At 67.5% G+C, this 16,076-nt stretch carries 18 protein-coding genes and 1 tRNA gene; 11 read left to right on the top strand and 8 right to left on the bottom strand.

Going from position 1 to position 16,076, the window contains the following annotated elements:
• Positions 1-14: 14 nt before the first annotated feature.
• A complete protein-coding gene (locus OCQ_RS03055) occupies positions 15-1,484 on the bottom strand; it encodes an aldehyde dehydrogenase (protein ID WP_014379073.1) in 1,470 nt (489 codons plus the stop codon).
• 210 nt (positions 1,485-1,694) lie between these two features.
• Here OCQ_RS03055 and OCQ_RS03050 point away from each other — a divergent pair, with 210 nt between their 5' ends.
• The 9 genes from OCQ_RS03050 to OCQ_RS26445 all read left to right on the top strand — a co-directional run bounded on the left by OCQ_RS03050 (position 1,695) and on the right by OCQ_RS26445 (position 8,922).
• Positions 1,695-2,333: a TetR/AcrR family transcriptional regulator gene (locus OCQ_RS03050; RefSeq protein ID WP_009951967.1), complete on the top strand. Its 639-nt coding sequence runs from the start codon at positions 1,695-1,697 to the stop codon at positions 2,331-2,333.
• A 3-nt stretch (positions 2,334-2,336) separates the two neighbouring features.
• Positions 2,337-3,554 carry a cytochrome P450 gene (locus OCQ_RS03045; RefSeq protein ID WP_014379072.1) on the top strand — a complete coding sequence of 406 codons (1,218 nt, stop codon included), beginning with the start codon at positions 2,337-2,339 and terminating at the stop codon, positions 3,552-3,554.
• Complete coding sequence (locus tag OCQ_RS03040; protein WP_014379071.1) at positions 3,555-4,382, top strand: SDR family oxidoreductase; 828 nt, start codon at positions 3,555-3,557, stop codon at positions 4,380-4,382.
• 58 nt (positions 4,383-4,440) lie between these two features.
• On the top strand, positions 4,441-5,793 hold the full coding sequence (locus OCQ_RS03035; RefSeq protein ID WP_014379070.1) for a cytochrome P450: 1,353 nt from the start codon (positions 4,441-4,443) through the stop codon (positions 5,791-5,793).
• 12 nt (positions 5,794-5,805) lie between these two features.
• Positions 5,806-6,015 (top strand): ferredoxin, encoded by a 210-nt coding sequence (locus tag OCQ_RS03030; RefSeq protein WP_008263814.1) that lies wholly within the window; start codon positions 5,806-5,808, stop codon positions 6,013-6,015.
• A 2-nt stretch (positions 6,016-6,017) separates the two neighbouring features.
• On the top strand, positions 6,018-6,557 hold the full coding sequence (locus OCQ_RS03025; protein WP_008263812.1) for a nuclear transport factor 2-like protein: 540 nt from the start codon (positions 6,018-6,020) through the stop codon (positions 6,555-6,557).
• A gap of 200 nt (positions 6,558-6,757) precedes the next feature.
• The gene (locus OCQ_RS03020) at positions 6,758-7,885 is read left to right on the top strand and encodes an NDMA-dependent alcohol dehydrogenase (RefSeq protein WP_008263811.1); all 1,128 of its coding nucleotides are present in this window, start codon (positions 6,758-6,760) and stop codon (positions 7,883-7,885) included.
• Between the two features lie 188 nt (positions 7,886-8,073).
• Positions 8,074-8,511 (top strand): ketosteroid isomerase family protein, encoded by a 438-nt coding sequence (locus OCQ_RS26450; protein ID WP_009951973.1) that lies wholly within the window; start codon positions 8,074-8,076, stop codon positions 8,509-8,511.
• Positions 8,512-8,517: 6 nt separating this feature from the next.
• The gene (locus tag OCQ_RS26445) at positions 8,518-8,922 is read left to right on the top strand and encodes an HIT family protein (RefSeq protein ID WP_009951974.1); all 405 of its coding nucleotides are present in this window, start codon (positions 8,518-8,520) and stop codon (positions 8,920-8,922) included.
• Here OCQ_RS26445 and OCQ_RS03005 read toward each other — a convergent pair.
• Both OCQ_RS03005 and phoP read right to left on the bottom strand, forming a co-directional pair.
• Positions 8,910-10,352, bottom strand: a complete 1,443-nt coding sequence (locus OCQ_RS03005) for a sensor histidine kinase (protein WP_014381773.1) — start codon at positions 10,350-10,352, stop codon at positions 8,910-8,912. The genes OCQ_RS26445 and OCQ_RS03005 overlap by 13 nt on opposite strands.
• Before the next feature lie 40 nt (positions 10,353-10,392).
• Positions 10,393-11,112 (bottom strand): two-component system response regulator PhoP, encoded by a 720-nt coding sequence (gene phoP / locus OCQ_RS03000; RefSeq protein ID WP_008263800.1) that lies wholly within the window; start codon positions 11,110-11,112, stop codon positions 10,393-10,395.
• Between the two features lie 158 nt (positions 11,113-11,270).
• On the opposite strand from phoP, the gene OCQ_RS02995 reads away from it, so the two are divergent.
• Positions 11,271-11,987 (top strand): hypothetical protein, encoded by a 717-nt coding sequence (locus OCQ_RS02995; protein ID WP_008263798.1) that lies wholly within the window; start codon positions 11,271-11,273, stop codon positions 11,985-11,987.
• Between the two features lie 151 nt (positions 11,988-12,138).
• Here the strand turns inward: OCQ_RS02995 and OCQ_RS02990 are convergent.
• The 3 genes from OCQ_RS02990 to OCQ_RS02980 all read right to left on the bottom strand — a co-directional run bounded on the left by OCQ_RS02990 (position 12,139) and on the right by OCQ_RS02980 (position 13,480).
• Positions 12,139-12,214, bottom strand: a tRNA-Thr gene (locus OCQ_RS02990).
• A gap of 149 nt (positions 12,215-12,363) precedes the next feature.
• Positions 12,364-12,612, bottom strand: a complete 249-nt coding sequence (locus OCQ_RS02985; protein ID WP_009951978.1) for a hypothetical protein — start codon at positions 12,610-12,612, stop codon at positions 12,364-12,366.
• Positions 12,613-12,697: 85 nt separating this feature from the next.
• Positions 12,698-13,480 carry a DUF732 domain-containing protein gene (locus OCQ_RS02980; RefSeq protein WP_014383785.1) on the bottom strand — a complete coding sequence of 261 codons (783 nt, stop codon included), beginning with the start codon at positions 13,478-13,480 and terminating at the stop codon, positions 12,698-12,700.
• Positions 13,481-13,643: 163 nt separating this feature from the next.
• Between OCQ_RS02980 and OCQ_RS02975 the strand changes: the two genes are divergently transcribed.
• Positions 13,644-14,537 carry a lytic transglycosylase domain-containing protein gene (locus OCQ_RS02975; protein ID WP_179293401.1) on the top strand — a complete coding sequence of 298 codons (894 nt, stop codon included), beginning with the start codon at positions 13,644-13,646 and terminating at the stop codon, positions 14,535-14,537.
• Positions 14,538-14,544: 7 nt separating this feature from the next.
• Here the strand turns inward: OCQ_RS02975 and OCQ_RS02970 are convergent, their stop codons facing one another.
• Complete coding sequence (locus OCQ_RS02970) at positions 14,545-15,561, bottom strand: MAP_0585 family protein (protein WP_014383784.1); 1,017 nt, start codon at positions 15,559-15,561, stop codon at positions 14,545-14,547.
• A gap of 39 nt (positions 15,562-15,600) precedes the next feature.
• Positions 15,601-16,071 carry a lipoprotein LpqH gene (locus tag OCQ_RS02965; protein ID WP_014379063.1) on the bottom strand — a complete coding sequence of 157 codons (471 nt, stop codon included), beginning with the start codon at positions 16,069-16,071 and terminating at the stop codon, positions 15,601-15,603.
• Between the last annotated feature and the right edge of the window lie 5 nt (positions 16,072-16,076).

Here is a 16,076-nt window from a genome sequence, read left to right as displayed (position 1 = left end):
CTCTTGAGGCTCCTCTAGTTAATCGCTGTCGCAATGGTTTTGGTTTCCAGGTACTCCTCGAAACCGGCCAGGCCCATCTCGCGTCCGTTTCCGGACTGCTTGTAACCGCCGAAGGGCGCGTCGGCCGAGTACCACACGCCGCCGTTGACATTGATCGTGCCCGCGCGGACGCGCGCGGCGACCCGGGCCGCCCGGTCGGGGTCAGCGCCGAACACGGTGCCCGATAGGCCGTATGGCGAGTCGTTGGCGATGCGGACGGCGTCGTCGTCGCCGTCGTGCGGGATCACCGTCAGGACCGGGCCGAAGATCTCCTCGCGCGCGCAGCGCGCGTCGTTGCCCAGCCCCGCGATCACCGTGGGCTCGATGAAGAAGCCGACTTCGCGGTCGGCCGGCCGGCCGCCTCCGCAGGCGAACGTCCCGCCCTCGGCGATCGCCGAGTCGAGGTAGCCCTGTATCCGGTCACGCTGGCGCGCCGAAATCACTGGCCCGCAGATGGTTCCGGGGTCGGTGGGGTCGCCGGCCTTGATGCCGCCCATCGTCGCGGCCGCGACGGAGACGGCCTCGTCGTACTTCGCCCGCGGCACCACCAGCCGGGTGGTGATCGCGCAGCCTTGCCCCGCGTGCATGCACACCGAGAACGCGGCCACGCCCACCGCGCCGCCGAGGTCGGCGTCGTCGAGGACGATGAACGCCGACTTGCCGCCCAGCTCGAGGAAGACCTTCTTGATGGTCGCCGCGCCGTCGGCCATCACGCTGCGCCCGGTCGCCGTCGACCCGGTGAACGAAATCATGTCCACCCGTGGGTCTTTCGATAGCAACGCGCCGACACCGTGGTCGTCCGAGGTGACGATGTTGATGACGCCGGGCGGAAAGTCGGTGTGCTCGGCGATGAGTTCCCCCAGCACGGCGGCGCACCAGGGGGTGTCGGGTGCCGGCTTGAGGACGACGCTGTTTCCGGCGGCCAGGGCGGGCCCGATCTTGGCGAGGTTGATCTGGTGCGGAAAGTTCCACGGGGTGATGGCGCCGACGACGCCGACGGCCTCACGCGCGATGGTGCGCCTGGTGGGGATGCCCATCGGCGACGCCTCGCCGAGATCCTGGTTGTACTCGTAGGATTCGGCGGTGTCCGCGGCGAACGCCAGGTCGTTGACCGGGACTTCGAGCTGGGCGATGCTGGTGAGCATTCGCGGCGCCCCGACTTCCGCGATGGTCAGGTCGCGCAGCTCTTCGAGGTGCTGCTTCATCGCCTCGCGCAGTTGCCGCACGCAGCGCACCCGCAATTCGGTGTTGCGCGACCAGTCCGTCTCATCGAAGGCTCGCCGCGCGGCATCGATCGCGCGGTCCATGTCGGCGGCGTCGGCGTTGGCCGCGACCCCGAGCACTTCCTCGGTCGCCGGGTTGACCGTGGCAAAGGTGCCGGCGCTCCCGGCCGACATCTTGCCGTCGATGAAGAGTTCGCTCACGCCGCCGGCCAGCAAGGCCATGTCCCGCTCCTGTCTGTGCGCGGTCAACCCGGCACGCCAATCTAGTGGACAGTTGTCCGATATCGTCCGATCGAACCATAGTCTCCTGGCCAGCGGCGGTGCAAGGGCGGATCCCGTTCGGCTGGAATACTCGCCCCAAAACCGCAGATTAACCACAATGTTTCCCGGACGGACTTGCTTCGCGCCGACACCATCCACTAGCTTGGACATGTGTCCAGCGATGCACTGGCGATCACCTCCGACGCCGACCGTCAGACCGGCCAGACGCCGCGCAACCGGCGTCAAGAGGAGACCTTCCGGAAAGTATTGGCCGCCGGCATCGAAACGTTGCGCGAAAAGTCCTACGCCGACCTGACCGTGCGCGCGGTGGCGGCCCGCGCCAAGGTGGCGCCCGCCACCGCCTACACCTACTTCTCGTCGAAGAATCACCTGATCGCCGAGGTCTACCTGGACCTGGTGCGGCAGGTCCCCTACTTCACCGACGTCAACGACCCGATGCCCAGCAGGGTGGAACAGGTGCTGCGCCATCTGGCCCTGGTGGTCGCCGACGAGCCCGAAGTCAGCGCCGCCTGCACGACGGCCTTGCTCAGCGGCGGGGCGGACCCCGCGGTGCGCGCCGCCCGCGACCGCATCGGCGTGGAGATCCACCGCAGGATCACATCCGCGATGGGCCCCAACGCCGATCCCACGACCGTGTCCGCACTGGAGATGTCCTTTTTCGGCGCGCTGGTCCAGGGCGGCAGTGGCGAATTCAGCTACCGCGAGATCGCCGACCGGCTGGCCTACGTGGTCCGGCTGATCCTGACCGGCGCCAAAGACACCAGCCCAGAGACAGAGGCAGGAACCTAAGCGATGACCGTCCACGTTGGCGACCACGAGCTGGTCCTCGATCCGTACGATTACGACTTCCACGAGGATCCGTACCCGTACTACAAGCGTCTTCGCGACGACGCCCCGCTGTATCGCAATGAAGAACTGAAGTTCTGGGCGCTGTCCCGGCACCAAGACGTGCTGCAGGGATTCCGCAACAGCACCACGCTGTCCAACAAGTACGGCGTCTCGCTGGATCCGGCGTCGCGCGGCCCGCACGCCAGTAAGACGATGAGCTTTCTCGCGATGGACGATCCGGCCCACCTGCGGCTGCGCACGCTGGTCTCAAAAGGCTTCACCCCGCGCCGGATTCGCGAACTCGAACCCCGGGTCACCGAGATCGCCACGCAGCACCTCGACACGATGCTGGCCAAGGCGGAGAACGGCACCGTCGACTATGTCGACGAGTTCGCCGGCAAGCTGCCCATGGACGTCATCTCCGAGTTGATGGGTGTGCCCGAGCCGGACCGAGACCAGGTCCGCGCCTGGGCCGACGGGGTGATGCACCGCGACGAGGGCGTCACCGACGTGCCGCCCGAGGCCGTCGAGGCCTCCCTCAACCTCATCGTCTACTACCAACAGATGGTGGCCGAGCGGCGCGAGCAATTGACGGACGATCTGACGTCGGCGCTGCTGGAAGCCGAGATCGACGGCGACCGGCTCACCGACGACGAGGTGCTCGGCTTCATGTTCCTGATGGTGATCGCGGGAAACGAGACCACCACCAAACTGCTTGCCAACGCCGCCTTTTGGGGTCATAAGAACCCCGATCAGCTGACTCCGGTCTACGACGATCTGTCCCGGGTGCCGCTGTGGGTCGAGGAGACCCTGCGCTACGACACCTCCAGCCAGATCCTGGCCCGCACCGTGTCCGGCGAGCTCACCCTCTACGACACCACCATTCCCGACGGCGACGTCCTGTTGCTGTTGCCCGGTTCGGGCCATCGTGACGAGCGGGTCTTCGACCACCCTGACGACTATGTGATCGGGCGCGAAATCGGGCCCAAGCTATTGAGTTTCGGTAGCGGCGCACACTTCTGCCTGGGCGCGCATCTGGCGCGGATGGAAGCCCGGGTGGCGCTCACCGAGTTGTTCAAGCGAATCCGCGGCTATGAAGTGGACGAGGCCAACGCCGTCCGCGTCCACTCCAGCAATGTCCGCGGATTCGCCCACCTACCAATGAGCGTGGAGGTCCGCTGAATGCCCCGCTTTGAGCCCCTGCCCGAACGCCGGCCCGCCATCGTGGCCGGCGCGTCCTCCGGCATCGGGGAGGCCGCCGCCATCGACCTCGCGGCGCACGGCTTCCCGGTCGCCCTGGGCGCACGCCGGGTCGAGAAGCTCGACGACATCGTCGGCAAGATCAACGCCGACGGCGGCGAGGCGGTCGGGTTTCACCTCGATGTGACCGATCCAAATTCGGTGAAATCCTTTGTGGCCCAGTCGGTCGACGCGCTCGGCGACATCGAGGTGCTGGTGGCCGGGGCGGGCGACACGTACTTCGGCAAGCTCGCCGAGATCACCACCGACGAATTCGAGTCCCAGCTGCAGATCCACCTCGTCGGCGCCAACCGGCTGGCCGCCGCGGTGCTGCCGGGCATGCTGGAGCGCCAGCGGGGCGACCTGATCTTCGTCGGTTCCGATGTCGCCCTGCGCCAGCGGCCGCACATGGGGGCCTACGGCGCGGCCAAGGCCGCGCTCGTGGCGATGGTCACCAACTTCCAGATGGAGCTCGAGGGCACGGGCGTGCGGGCCTCGATCGTGCATCCCGGCCCGACGAAGACGTCGATGGGGTGGAGCCTGCCCGCCGAGAAGATCGGTCCCGCACTGGAAGATTGGGCCAAGTGGGGGCAGGCCCGCCACGACTACTTCCTGCGGGCGTCCGATCTCGCGCGGGCGATTACGTTCGTCGCGGAGACGCCGCGGGGCGGCTTCGTCGCCAACATGGAGCTCCAGCCCGAGGCGCCGTTAGCAGACAACAAAGATCGCCAGAAGCTCGCACTCGGCGAAGAGGGGATGCCAGGACAATGACGACCACTTCGCGAATCGACGATGCGGCGCGCATCGCGCGCCGAGGAGGAGTGAGCAGATGACCACCGCGATCGTGCCCCGGGTTTCCGGCGGTGAAGAGGAGCACGGCCACCTCGAGGAATTCCGCACCGACCCAATCGGTTTGATGAAACGCGTCCGTGACGAGTGCGGCGACGTCGGCTGGTTCCAGCTGGCCGGAAAGCACGTCATCCTGTTGTCGGGCGCGGGCGCCAACGAGTTCTTCTTCCGCTCCGCCGACGAAGACCTGGATCAGGCCGAGGCCTACCCCTTCATGACGCCGATCTTCGGTAAGGGCGTGGTGTTCGACGCCAGCCCCGAGCGGCGCAAGGAGATGCTGCACAACTCGGCGCTGCGCGGCGAGCAGATGAAGGGCCACGCCAGCACCATCGAGGGCGAAGTCAAGAAGATGATCGCCGACTGGGGCGACGAGGGCGAGATCGAGCTCCTCGACTTCTTCGCCGAGCTGACGATCTACACCTCGACGGCCTGCCTGATCGGTTTGAAGTTCCGCGAGCAGCTCGACCACCGGTTCGCCGAGTACTACCACGAGCTGGAACGCGGCACCGACCCGCTGTGCTACGTCGATCCGTACCTGCCGATCGACAGCTTCCGGCGCCGCGACGAGGCCCGCGTCAAACTCGTTGCGGTGGTTCAGGAGATCATGGACCAGCGGCTGGCCAACCCGCCGAAGGACAAGGCCGATCGCGACATGCTCGACGTGCTGGTGTCGATCAAGGACGAGGACGGCAATCTGCGGTTCTCCGCCGACGAGGTCACCGGCATGTTCATCTCGCTGATGTTCGCCGGGCACCACACGAGTTCGGGGACCTCGGCCTGGACGTTGATCGAGCTGATCCGCCATCCCGAGGTGTACGCCGAGGTGCTGGCCGAGCTCGAGGAGCTCTACGCCGACGGCCAGGAGGTGAGTTTCCATGCGCTGCGCTCGATTCCGAAGCTGGACAACGTGGTCAAGGAGACGCTGCGGCTGCACCCACCGCTGATCATCCTGATGCGGGTGGCCAAGGGCGAGTTCGAGGTCGAGGGCTTCCCGATACACAACGGCGACTACGTCGCGGCGTCCCCGGCGATCTCCAACCGGATTCCCGAGGACTTCCCCGACCCCGACGCGTTTCGGCCCGACCGCTACAACAAGCCCGAGCAGGCCGACATCGTCAACCGGTGGACCTGGATTCCGTTCGGTGCGGGTCGCCACCGCTGCGTGGGCGCCGCGTTCGCCCAGATGCAGATCAAGGCGATCTTCTCGGTGCTGTTGCGCGAGTACGACTTCGAGATGGCGCAACCGGCGGACAGCTATCACAACGATCACTCGAAGATGGTCGTGCAGCTCGCCCGGCCGGCCAAGGTCCGCTACCGCAAGCGCAACGCGTAAGGAGTAAGTCCGATGGGCGGATTCCGAATCGAAGCCGATCTGGATTTGTGTCAGGGCCACGCCATGTGCGAACTGGAGGCGCCCGACTACTTCCAGGTGCCCAAGCGGGGCAAGGTCGAGATCCTTGACCCCGAGCCCCCCGAAGACGCCCGCGACGAAGTCGAACGCGCGGTCGAGATGTGCCCAACACAAGCACTACTCATCAAAGAGAAAGAAGATTGACAGTGGCGTCACGCGAAGAGCTCGAGGCATGGGTCGACCGCTGGCTGCAAGCCAACAAGGACTGCGAAAAGGCCGGTGACTGGCGGCCATTGGCGGACTTCTATACCAAAGACGCGACCTACGGGTGGAACATCGGCCCCAAAGAAGACGTGATGTGCGTCGGCGTCGACGAGATCCGCGACATCGCTTTGGGTTTGGAGATGGAAGGCCTGGAGAACTGGGTGTATGAGTACCAGAAGGTGCTCATCGACGAGAAGCAGGGCGAGATCGTCGGCTTCTGGAAGCAGATCGTCAACAAGGCCGACGGCACCCAGGGCGAGATCTACGGCATCGGCGGCAGCTGGTTCCGGCTCAACGACGACCTGTTGATCGAGTGGCAGCGCGACTTCTTCGACTTCGGACACGTCGCGTACATGTACGGCAAGCTCATCGAGTCCGGCGACCTGAGCGAGGGCATGCAGCGGCGCATCGAACGCAGCATCGCGGGCGAGAAGCTGCCCGGCTACTACCCGCTCGGCGAAGCACCGGTCCCCATCTGGTGACCGAAGCAATGCCGGCAACCCGCTGCGCCCCGGCTACGCCGGGCTTGCGATCGCCGCGGGGAGCCAACCAAGCATTTGATTTGTTGCACGCGCTATGCTGACGCGACGAGGGTGCCTGTGGCATCCGTCACCTAGCTGGCCGGCATGAAGGGCCGGTCAGCGCTGATCAATTCCAAAGGCGAAATGGGGTCAGGACCATCGTGAAGACAAAAGGCGCACTGATCTGGGAGTTCAACCAGCCCTGGTCCATCGAGGAAATCGAGATCGGCGACCCGCAAGCGCATGAGGTCAAGATCCAGATGGAAGCGGCGGGCATGTGCCACTCCGACCATCACCTGGTCACCGGGGGTATCCCGATGGCCGGTTTCCCGGTGCTGGGCGGTCACGAGGGCGCCGGCATCGTCACCGAGGTCGGGCCGGGCGTGGAAGACATCGCGCCGGGTGACCACGTGGTGCTGTCGTTCATCCCGTCCTGCGGGCAGTGTCCGACCTGTCAGGCCGGCATGCGCAACCTCTGCGACCTGGGAGCCGGCCTGCTGGGCGGCGCCGCGGTGTCCGACGGGACCTTCCGCATCCAGGCCCGCGGCCAGAACGTCTTCCCCATGACGCTGCTGGGAACGTTCTCCCCCTACATGGTCGTGCACCGCAGCTCGGTGGTGAAGATCGACCCGTCGGTCCCGTTCGAGGTCGCCGCGCTGGTCGGCTGCGGTGTCACCACCGGCTACGGGTCGTCGGTCCGCACCGCTGACATCCGGCCGGGCCAAGACGTCGCCATCGTCGGCGTCGGCGGGGTCGGCATGGCCGCGCTGCAGGGCGCGGTCAACGCGGGCGCGCGCTACATCTTCGCGATCGACCCGGTGGAGTGGAAGCGCGACCAGGCGCTGAAGTTCGGTGCCACCCACGTCTACCCCGACATCATGGCCGCGATGGCCGGCATGGCCGAGGTCACCTACGGCCTGATGGCCCACAAGGTCGTCGTCACCGTGGGCGAGCTGCAGGGCGCCGACGTCGACAACTACCTCAACATCACCCAAAAGGGCGGGACCTGCGTGCTGACCGCCATCGGCAGCCTGCTGGACACCAACGTCAACCTCAACCTGGCGATGCTGACCCTGATGCAGAAGAACCTGCAGGGCACCATCTTCGGTGGCGGCAACCCGCAGTACGACATCCCGCAGCTGCTGTCGATGTACAAGGCCGGCAAGCTGAACCTGGACGACATGATCACCCGCCAATACCGGCTCGAGCAGATCAACGACGGCTACCAGGACATGCTGGACGGCAAGAACATTCGCGGAGTCATCCGCTACACCGACGCCGACCGGTAAAACCACCCGTCATCAGCCGCGTCTGCTGTGACCGGCTTTCCGCCACCTCATGGCGCCGGGGCGAACCGGCGCCATGGCGGTGTGCTGTCGAGCTCCCTCCTTGTGCCACAACGCAATCGGCTCACGGACGCCCATCGGGTTGACTCGTTCCGAGGCACCGGGTGCGCAAACTAGTGACAGGAGAAGAAATGACCGAAGCCGCAGCCGCGCAAGAATCCCAGGCATCCCCGGCCCTGGCCGCGTCGCAGTCCTCGTGGCGGTGCGTGCAGGCGCACGACCGGGCGGGCTGGTTGGCGCTGATGTCCGATGACGTCGTCATCGAGGACCCGATCGGCAAGTCCGTCACCAACCCCGACGGCACCGGTGTCCGTGGCAAGGAGGCCGTCGGCGCGTTCTTCGACACCAACATCGCGGCCAATCAGCTCTCCATCACCTGCGAGGAGACCTTCCCGTCGAGCTCCCCCGACGAGATCGCCCACATCTTGGTGCTCAACAGCAAATTCGAGGGCGGCCTGACCAGTTCGGTGCGCGGGGTGTTCACCTACAAGGTCAACGACGCCGGGTTGATCACCAACATGCGCGGCTACTGGAACCTGGAGATGATGCAGTTCGGCAAGGAGGAGTGAGTGCCCATGGCGTCGATCTTCACCAAGATCATCAACCGCGAACTGCCCGGCCGCTTTGTCTATGAGGACGACGACGTCGTGGCGTTCCTGACGATCGAGCCGATGACCCAGGGACACACCCTCGTCGTGCCGCGCGAAGAGATCGACAATTGGCAGGACGTCGACGGCGCGGCCTTCGCCCGGGTGATGGCCGTGAGCCAGTTGATCGGCAAGGCCGTCTGCAAGGCCTTCAGGACCGAACGGTCGGGCCTGATCATCGCCGGACTGGAGGTGCCGCACCTGCATGTGCACGTCTTCCCCACCCGCAGCCTCAGCGACTTCGGCTTCGCCAACGTGGACCGCAACCCTTCACCGGAATCGCTGGACGAGGCCCAGGCCAAGATCAAGGCGGCCCTGGCTCAGTTGGCGTGAACCGCGTGCTGCGCGTGGACGTCACTGATGCGCGGCAACGTCACCCGGAAGCAGCAGCCCTCGCCCGGCGCCGTGGTCACGCTGACGACACCGCCGTGCGCCCGCACCAGCGACTCCACGATGGATAGGCCCAGGCCGGTCCCGCCGCTCGCGCGCGCCCGCGACGAGTCGGTGCGATAGAAACGCTCGAACACCCGCGACGCGTCCTGCTCGCTCATGCCGGGGCCCTTGTCCGCCACTTCGAGGACCGCGTCGTCGCCGTCGGTGCCGACCCGCACCGTCACGTCGGCGCTTTCCGGGGTGTGCTGCAAGGCGTTGGCGATCAGATTGCTCAGCACCTGCCGGATGCGCGCTTCGTCGCCGAGCACCTCCGGCGTGCCGGGGCCGTCGAGGACCTTCATGGTGATGGTTCGCCCCGGATCGATCGCCTGCGCGTCGTGCACGGCGTCGCTGGCCAGCGCCAGCAGGTCCACCCGGTTGTGCTCGAGCGGTCGTTGCACGTCGAGGCGGGCCAGCAGCAGCAGGTCGTCCACCAGCAGACCCATCCGGGAGGCCTCGCTCTCGATCCGCGACAACAACATGGCGACGTCGCGGGCGGCGCCTTGGCGATACAGTTCGGCGAAACCGCGGATGGTGGTCAGCGGGGTGCGCAGCTCGTGGCTGGCGTCGGTGATGAAGCGGCGCATCCGGTCCTCGGAGCCGCGGGCCTTCTCGGCCGAGGACTCCGAGGACGCCAGCGCTTGCTGAATCTGCGCCAGCATTCCGTTGAGGGCGAGCGAGAGCCGGCCCACCTCGGTGCGCGGATCCCGTTCTGGGACACGGCGATCCAACTGGCCGGACGCGATGGCCGCGGCCGTTCGTTCGACTTCGGCCAACGGCCGCAGGCTGCGCTGGACGACGGCGAAGCTGGCGATCCCGACCAGGACCAGCACCCCCACCCCGATGGCGACCTGCAGCCAGACCAGTGAGCGGAGAGTGTGCTGGAGGTCGGACAGGTCGATCGCGACGGTCGTCAAACCCTGTGGCCCGCGCACCGATACAGCCCGCCAATGGATGTTCGAGCCATTCACCGAGGGCAGCGTCGTCGGGTTGGGACCCACGTCGTTGTTGGCCGGGAGCGCCGGTTCGGCGTTGCGGTCGTTGATGGCGGTGAAGGGGATGCCGTCCGTGCCGACGCCGCGCACGTAGAACTTCGACGGTGGCCGGCCCGGGTCGGGGCCCTCGTACGGCGGCGGTGACTGACGACGCGGGGCCAGCGCCCAGCTGTGGGATGCGTCGAGCAGCGTCTGGTCGATGCGGCTGATCTGACTGTGCCGCAGGATCGACGTCACCGCGACACCGGAAACGGCCAGGCCGCACGCGACCAGCAACAAGGTGGCGGCGACGAGCCCTATTCGGAGCGGCAATCCGCGTCGAGGCTGAGTGACCATCTACCCAATTCTTCGCTACCGTTGACGACCGCGCACGCGCTCAGCGCGGTTCCCGCAACACATAACCCACGCCGCGCAGCGTGTGCAGCAGGCGCTTCTCGCCGGTGTCGATTTTGCGCCGCAGGTACGACACGTAGGACTCGACGACGTTCACGTCGCCCCCGAAGTCGTAGCGCCATACGTGGTCGAGGATCTTCGGTTTGCTCAACACCGTGCCCGCGTTGATCACGAAGTAACGCAGCAGCGTGAATTCGGTCGGCGACAGCGACACGGGCTGACCGGCCTTCCACACCTCGTGCGTTTCTTCGTCGAGTTCGATATCGGCGAAAGTCAGTCGGGCGCTGCGTGGTTCGGCCCCGCCCTTGCCGGCGCGCCGCAGGATGACCCGCAACCGCGCGACGACCTCTTCGAGGCTGAACGGCTTCGTCACATAGTCGTCGCCCCCCAGCGTCAGGCCGGCGATCTTGTCCTGCAAGGAATCCCGCGCCGTCAAAAACAGCGCGGGGGCGTCGATGCCGTCGGCCCGCAACCGTCGCAACACCCCGAACCCGTCCATGCCGGGCATCATCACGTCGAGGATGACGGCATCGGGACGGGCTTCGCGCGCCCGGTCCAGCGCCTGGGCGCCATTGGTTGCCGTGTAGACCTCGAAGCCCTGGAACTTCAAGCTGACCGAGAGCAGTTCGACGATGTTGGCCTCGTCGTCGACCACGAGGACGCGGGCCTCCGGTTTGGTGTCGCTGGGAGTTGGCGATGTCATCAGGTGCTGCTGTCCCTTACTTGAAGTTACCTATGGAAAAATTGTGTGATTCCTGAAAGCTCAGTGTCAACCGTCTGTTAGTAGTCTGCCAGGCATCGGCGCGTTGCCTTGAGACGGATCGGCCTTTTCGCAGGCCGCGCCGTGCATAGACTCGAAGAATGAACCTCGCCAAAAGCATCGTGTCGGCGGCGACCGCTCCCGCGCGGGTCGGTCTGGCCGCGGCGGATGCGGGTCTGGGCGTGGCAAGCGCGGCCGTTGGCGTGGCGAAGCGGGCTTTGGGCGAGAACGGGTCCGCCGGCACCAACCCGATGACGTCGATGCTGGGTCTCGACGACGCGCTCGTGCGCGCCAACCGGCTGGCCAGGCTGCTCGACGACGACGCCCCGCTGGGTCGGGCGGTGGCCCCGGACGGGCCGCTCGATCGGTTGCTCCGCCCGGGTGGGGTCGTCGACATGCTGACCTCGGAGGGCGGCCTGCTCGACCGGCTGACCGCCGAGGGCGGCGCCTTGCAGCGCACGCTGCAGCCGGGCGGGCTTGCCGATCAGCTGGTCGCCGAGGACGGATTGATCGAACGCCTGCTGGCCGAGGACGGGCTGGCCGACCGCCTGCTCAGCGAAGGCGGCCTGGTCGACAAGCTGACCGCCAAACACGGGCCGCTGGACCAGCTCGCCGACGTCGCCGACACCCTGGCGCGGCTCACCCCGGGGATGGAGGCGCTCGAGCCCGCCATCGCCACCCTGCAAGACGCCGTCATCGCGCTCACCATGGTGGTCAACCCGCTGAGCAACATCGCGGATCGGATCCCGCTGCCGGGGCGCCGGCGGCCCTCGTCACGGGCGGTGCGCTCGGCGCGCGTGATCGACACCGACCAGTGACCGGTTAGGCCTTTACGCCGTAAGTGTCGGCGGTGTGATTGTTGGCATGCGTTGGTGCAGAACACCTTTCGCCGACGGCCGTCGAAATCGACTCCGCACCTGCGACAAACCGTGGACATAAGGCGACGCTATCGGTGAGTACCGACAGGAATGGAGCCGCGTGAGAGACTCGAACTCTCGACATCCGCTTTACAAGAGCGACGCTCTACCAACTGAGCTAACGCGGCCTGGGTGGCTCGACAAGCCACGACGATTCTACGGCAGGGGTGATGCCGTCCGAGCTACGCGTCGACTCGAGCCGGCGGAGGTGCGGGTGTAGGGCGGGAGCCCGCGAAACGGAGCGCTTTGGTAAGCGCTCAATCCTGCGTTGGCGCGCTCAACACGCCCTGCCATCGCCGTGGTCGTCGTCCTCCTCGTCGCCCCAGTAGGCCCATTCGGGAAGCGGCGTGTTGGGCATGGCGCCCAAAGCGGATGCCTCATACCCGGGTTGACCACCGGGTCCCTTCCACCGCGGATCCAGTCTGTTCGCGCGTGAACGTCTGACCCCGCGGGTGATCACAGCGACGGTGCCTCCGACGACGAAGGCGATCAGGGCGACTTTCAGAACCAGAAATAGCAGGGTCACGGTTGCATGCGCTCCACACTGCGTTGAGGTAACACCCTGCAGGGCAACGGGTCTCGATCCGACGCGGGATGGCGTCCCGTCCGGCTCACGGGTGGCCCGGAAGGTTGTCCAGATCTCCCTGGATGTCCCGCAGTTTTCCTTCGATGGCCTGCAAATCGGAGAGGGCATCCTGATAGGACGGCTGCATCTCGTTTGAGGCAGAGGGTAGGGACTGGGGGCAGTACGCGACGATGGCGCCCGCGGTGACATGGGTGCTTTGATCGGCGTCCCAGATCGACGATCGCTGCACGAACCCGACCGCGTCGGAAAAGTTGTGTTGGTGCGCCAGGAAGTCGCAGACGGCGTGCCCCTGGGCCATCACGTAATCCTGGCTGGGAATCGGCACGCCTTCGTGCTTCAACGCGGCGATGAACGCCGTGTCGGCTACGCCAATCCGCGGGGCGGGTGCGGGGGGAGCCATGCGAGCGGGTGGCGACGCGACCGGTCGACTGGGTGACGACGCGGCCGGCGGCGGGGCTTCCGTCGACTGCGCCGATGAATCTTGGTGGCGGACGGCGAATATGGCGATCGCGGCGGCGGCGATCGCCACCAGTGACAGCGGCAACGCCGCCACCAGGCCCAGCCGGCGCAGCACGCCGCTGGGCCTCAGGAGCGTGACCGTGTCGTGCCGGCGCCGGGCGGCGGCGACCGCCGGGGTTTCGGGGGCGCTGGGCGCGTTCACGAGCGTCGCCCCGGTGCTGTGGGCCAGGAGCTCGTCGAGCAGTTCGTCGACCTCTTGGGACGACGGCTGGCCACCCTGCTCGCGGATCGATCGTCGCCCAAGGGCGATGCGCCGCAGTTCTGAGTCGATCGTCTCGCGGTCGCGCATATCAACCAGTTTGAGCCTTCATCGGCATTGATGTCACGCGCTCGGATGCGACAGACTCGCTGTGAGGCGAACCAGCCGGAGCCGTGGGGGATCGAGGCGATGGACGGATGTGATCACTGTGGGCCGTAACCGACGCGCCGCGCCGCTCGTCCTCGCCGCGATCATGGTCGCGCTCGCCGGTTGTTCGGCGTCGCATCCCAAAAATGCCTCCCCGGCGGCCACGACGACGTCCGCCACCGCGGCGCCGACCCGGGTGGTGCCCGTGGATTCCGGGACGCCCGGCGGCGCGCAGCCGCCGCTGGCGGCGGATCCCGTGCAGCTGGCCGACGACCTCGTCGCCGACGAGCGCGCCCTGCGCGACCCGGGGACCGCGGAGCCGACGCTGACGGCGGCGGCACACCGCGAGCAGGCGGCCTACCGGGCCATCGCACGCCATCCCGAATGGGACGCGACGACGCGCCCGCGCATCCCGGCAGAGCTGGCCGAGGTGTACGACCGCAACGTCGACGCCCGTCGGCAACTCATCGCGCTGACCCCGGTGCGAGACACCCTGCCGGCGTGGCGCATCGAGCCGCCGGCCCCGGCCGACGAGCTGCTCAGCGACTACCACCAGGCGGAGTCCGAATCCGGCGTCGGCTGGAACTACCTGGCCGCAATCAACTTCATCGAGACCCGTTTCGGCAGCATCGTGGGCGCGAGCACCGCCGGGGCACAGGGCCCCATGCAGTTCTTGCCGTCGACGTTCGCCGGTTACGGACAGGGCGGCGATATCCACTCCCCGCGCGACAGCATCCTGGCGGCGGGCCGCTACCTGGCCGCCAACGGCTTTGCCAACGATCGGGATCGCGCCATCTACGGCTACAACCACGCCGGCGAATACGTGCGCGCGGTCGACCAATACGCGGCGCTGATCGCGGCCGATCCGGCCACGTTCACCGCGTACTACCGGTGGGACGTCTATTGCCGCACCACCGCGGGCGACGTCGTGCTGCCCATCGGCTACGACGCGTCGTCACCGATCCCGGCCGCGGACTACGTGGCGGCCCACCCGCAGTAATACGCGCTCAGTACAGGGGCACCCAGACACCGAAGAACCAGTAACCCCAACCGCCGTACTGCCAGTTGAAGACCGGGACGACGGTAAAGGTGTTGTAGTTGAACGGTCCGAAGTCCGCCCGGGCCACCAGCACGTCACGCGGCGGTCCGGCCCACGGCCGGTTCCACCCACCCGGAGGCGGCGGACCGTTCCAGCCCCCCGGGGGCGGCGGGCCCACCCAGTGCGGCGGCGGGTGGCCCGGCGCCGGGCCGTCGTTCCAGCCGTAGTTGTGCGGGCGCGGCGGCGGGGGTGCCCCGTGGCCCACGACGCTGAAGCCGGTGTCGAGACCCACCGGCCCGCCGATCTCGGCGTTGCCGCTGGCATACACCCCGCGCGGCGGAATGTACGGCGGGTGCGGCGGCTGCGTGCTCGGGGGGTTGAGCGAGGCGTACCGCTGCCGCTCGTTCCCCGGCGGATTCTGCGTGTTCGCCGGGGCGTTGGTCTGCCCGCCCTGCGGCGGGTTCTGACCGGGCTCATTCGGCGGGGTGTTCTGCCCCGGCTGCGGCGGGTATTGACCGCGCTCATTCGGCTGCGGGCCGTTCTGCCCGCCCTGCGGCGGGCCGTTCTGGCCGCCCTGCGCCGGCGGACCGTTCTGGCCACCCTGCGCCGGCGGACCGTTCTGGCCACCCTGCGCCGGCGGACCATTCTGGCCACCCTGCGCAGGCGGACCATTCTGCCCACCCTGCGCCGGCGGACCATTCTGCCCACCTTGCGCCGGCGGACCGTTCTGGCCACCCTGCGGCGGGGTGTTCCCCCCGCCCTGCTGACCGCCGTGGCCGCCGGGCTGTCCACCCGGGCCGCCCGGCGCGCCGCCCGGGCCGCCGGGGTTGCCGCCCCCGCCGCCGCCACCACCGCCACCGCCGTGGCAGCCCGGGCAGGGCGGAGGCGGGTCAAGTGGCGCGGAGTAGGCCGTCCCGGCGTTCAGGGTGGCCATGGAGATGCTCAGGCCGGCGGCCACCGCGGCAGCGCCGACGACACGTTTCATAGACATAGCTGCGTTCCCCTCGGGTGTCGATGGCCTGCGCTACGGGCAGGTGACGTCCAACTCGAATGACTTGGTTACCTGCTGCGGTTGCTGCGGGTTGCTCATGTCGACACCCGTAGCGGTGCCCTTGATCGCCCACGTCTTGCCGTTGACCGCGGCCCCGGCACTGCCGCCCTGGTTGGGCGCGGCGTCGGAGAAACCGAGCGCGACCCCGTTGACGGTGCCCAGCCCGACCGAATGGACCAGGGGCGGATTGCCATTGCTGACCACGGCGCCGAGCCCGGCGGTGGGGTCGCCGATGCCGATGTTGGTGTTGTCCCCCGCGGCGGTGCAGGTGACCTGCCCGCTGACGTTCTGGTTCTGGCCGTCGACGATCACCAGCGGACCCGCCGCACCCGCCGGCGAAGACGAGCCGGACGGCGACGTACCGGACTTGTTGCTCGAACACCCCGCGCCGGCCGCGATCACCAGGGCCACACCGGCAACGCCGGCTACGATCCCACGCTTCACTACTG

Origin of the sequence: Mycobacterium paraintracellulare, assembly GCF_000276825.1 — a bacterium.
GTDB classification, from domain to species: domain Bacteria; phylum Actinomycetota; class Actinomycetes; order Mycobacteriales; family Mycobacteriaceae; genus Mycobacterium; species Mycobacterium intracellulare.
The sequence above is the reverse complement of the archived record's forward strand: the minus strand, read 5'-3'. Positions and strand labels throughout refer to the sequence as shown.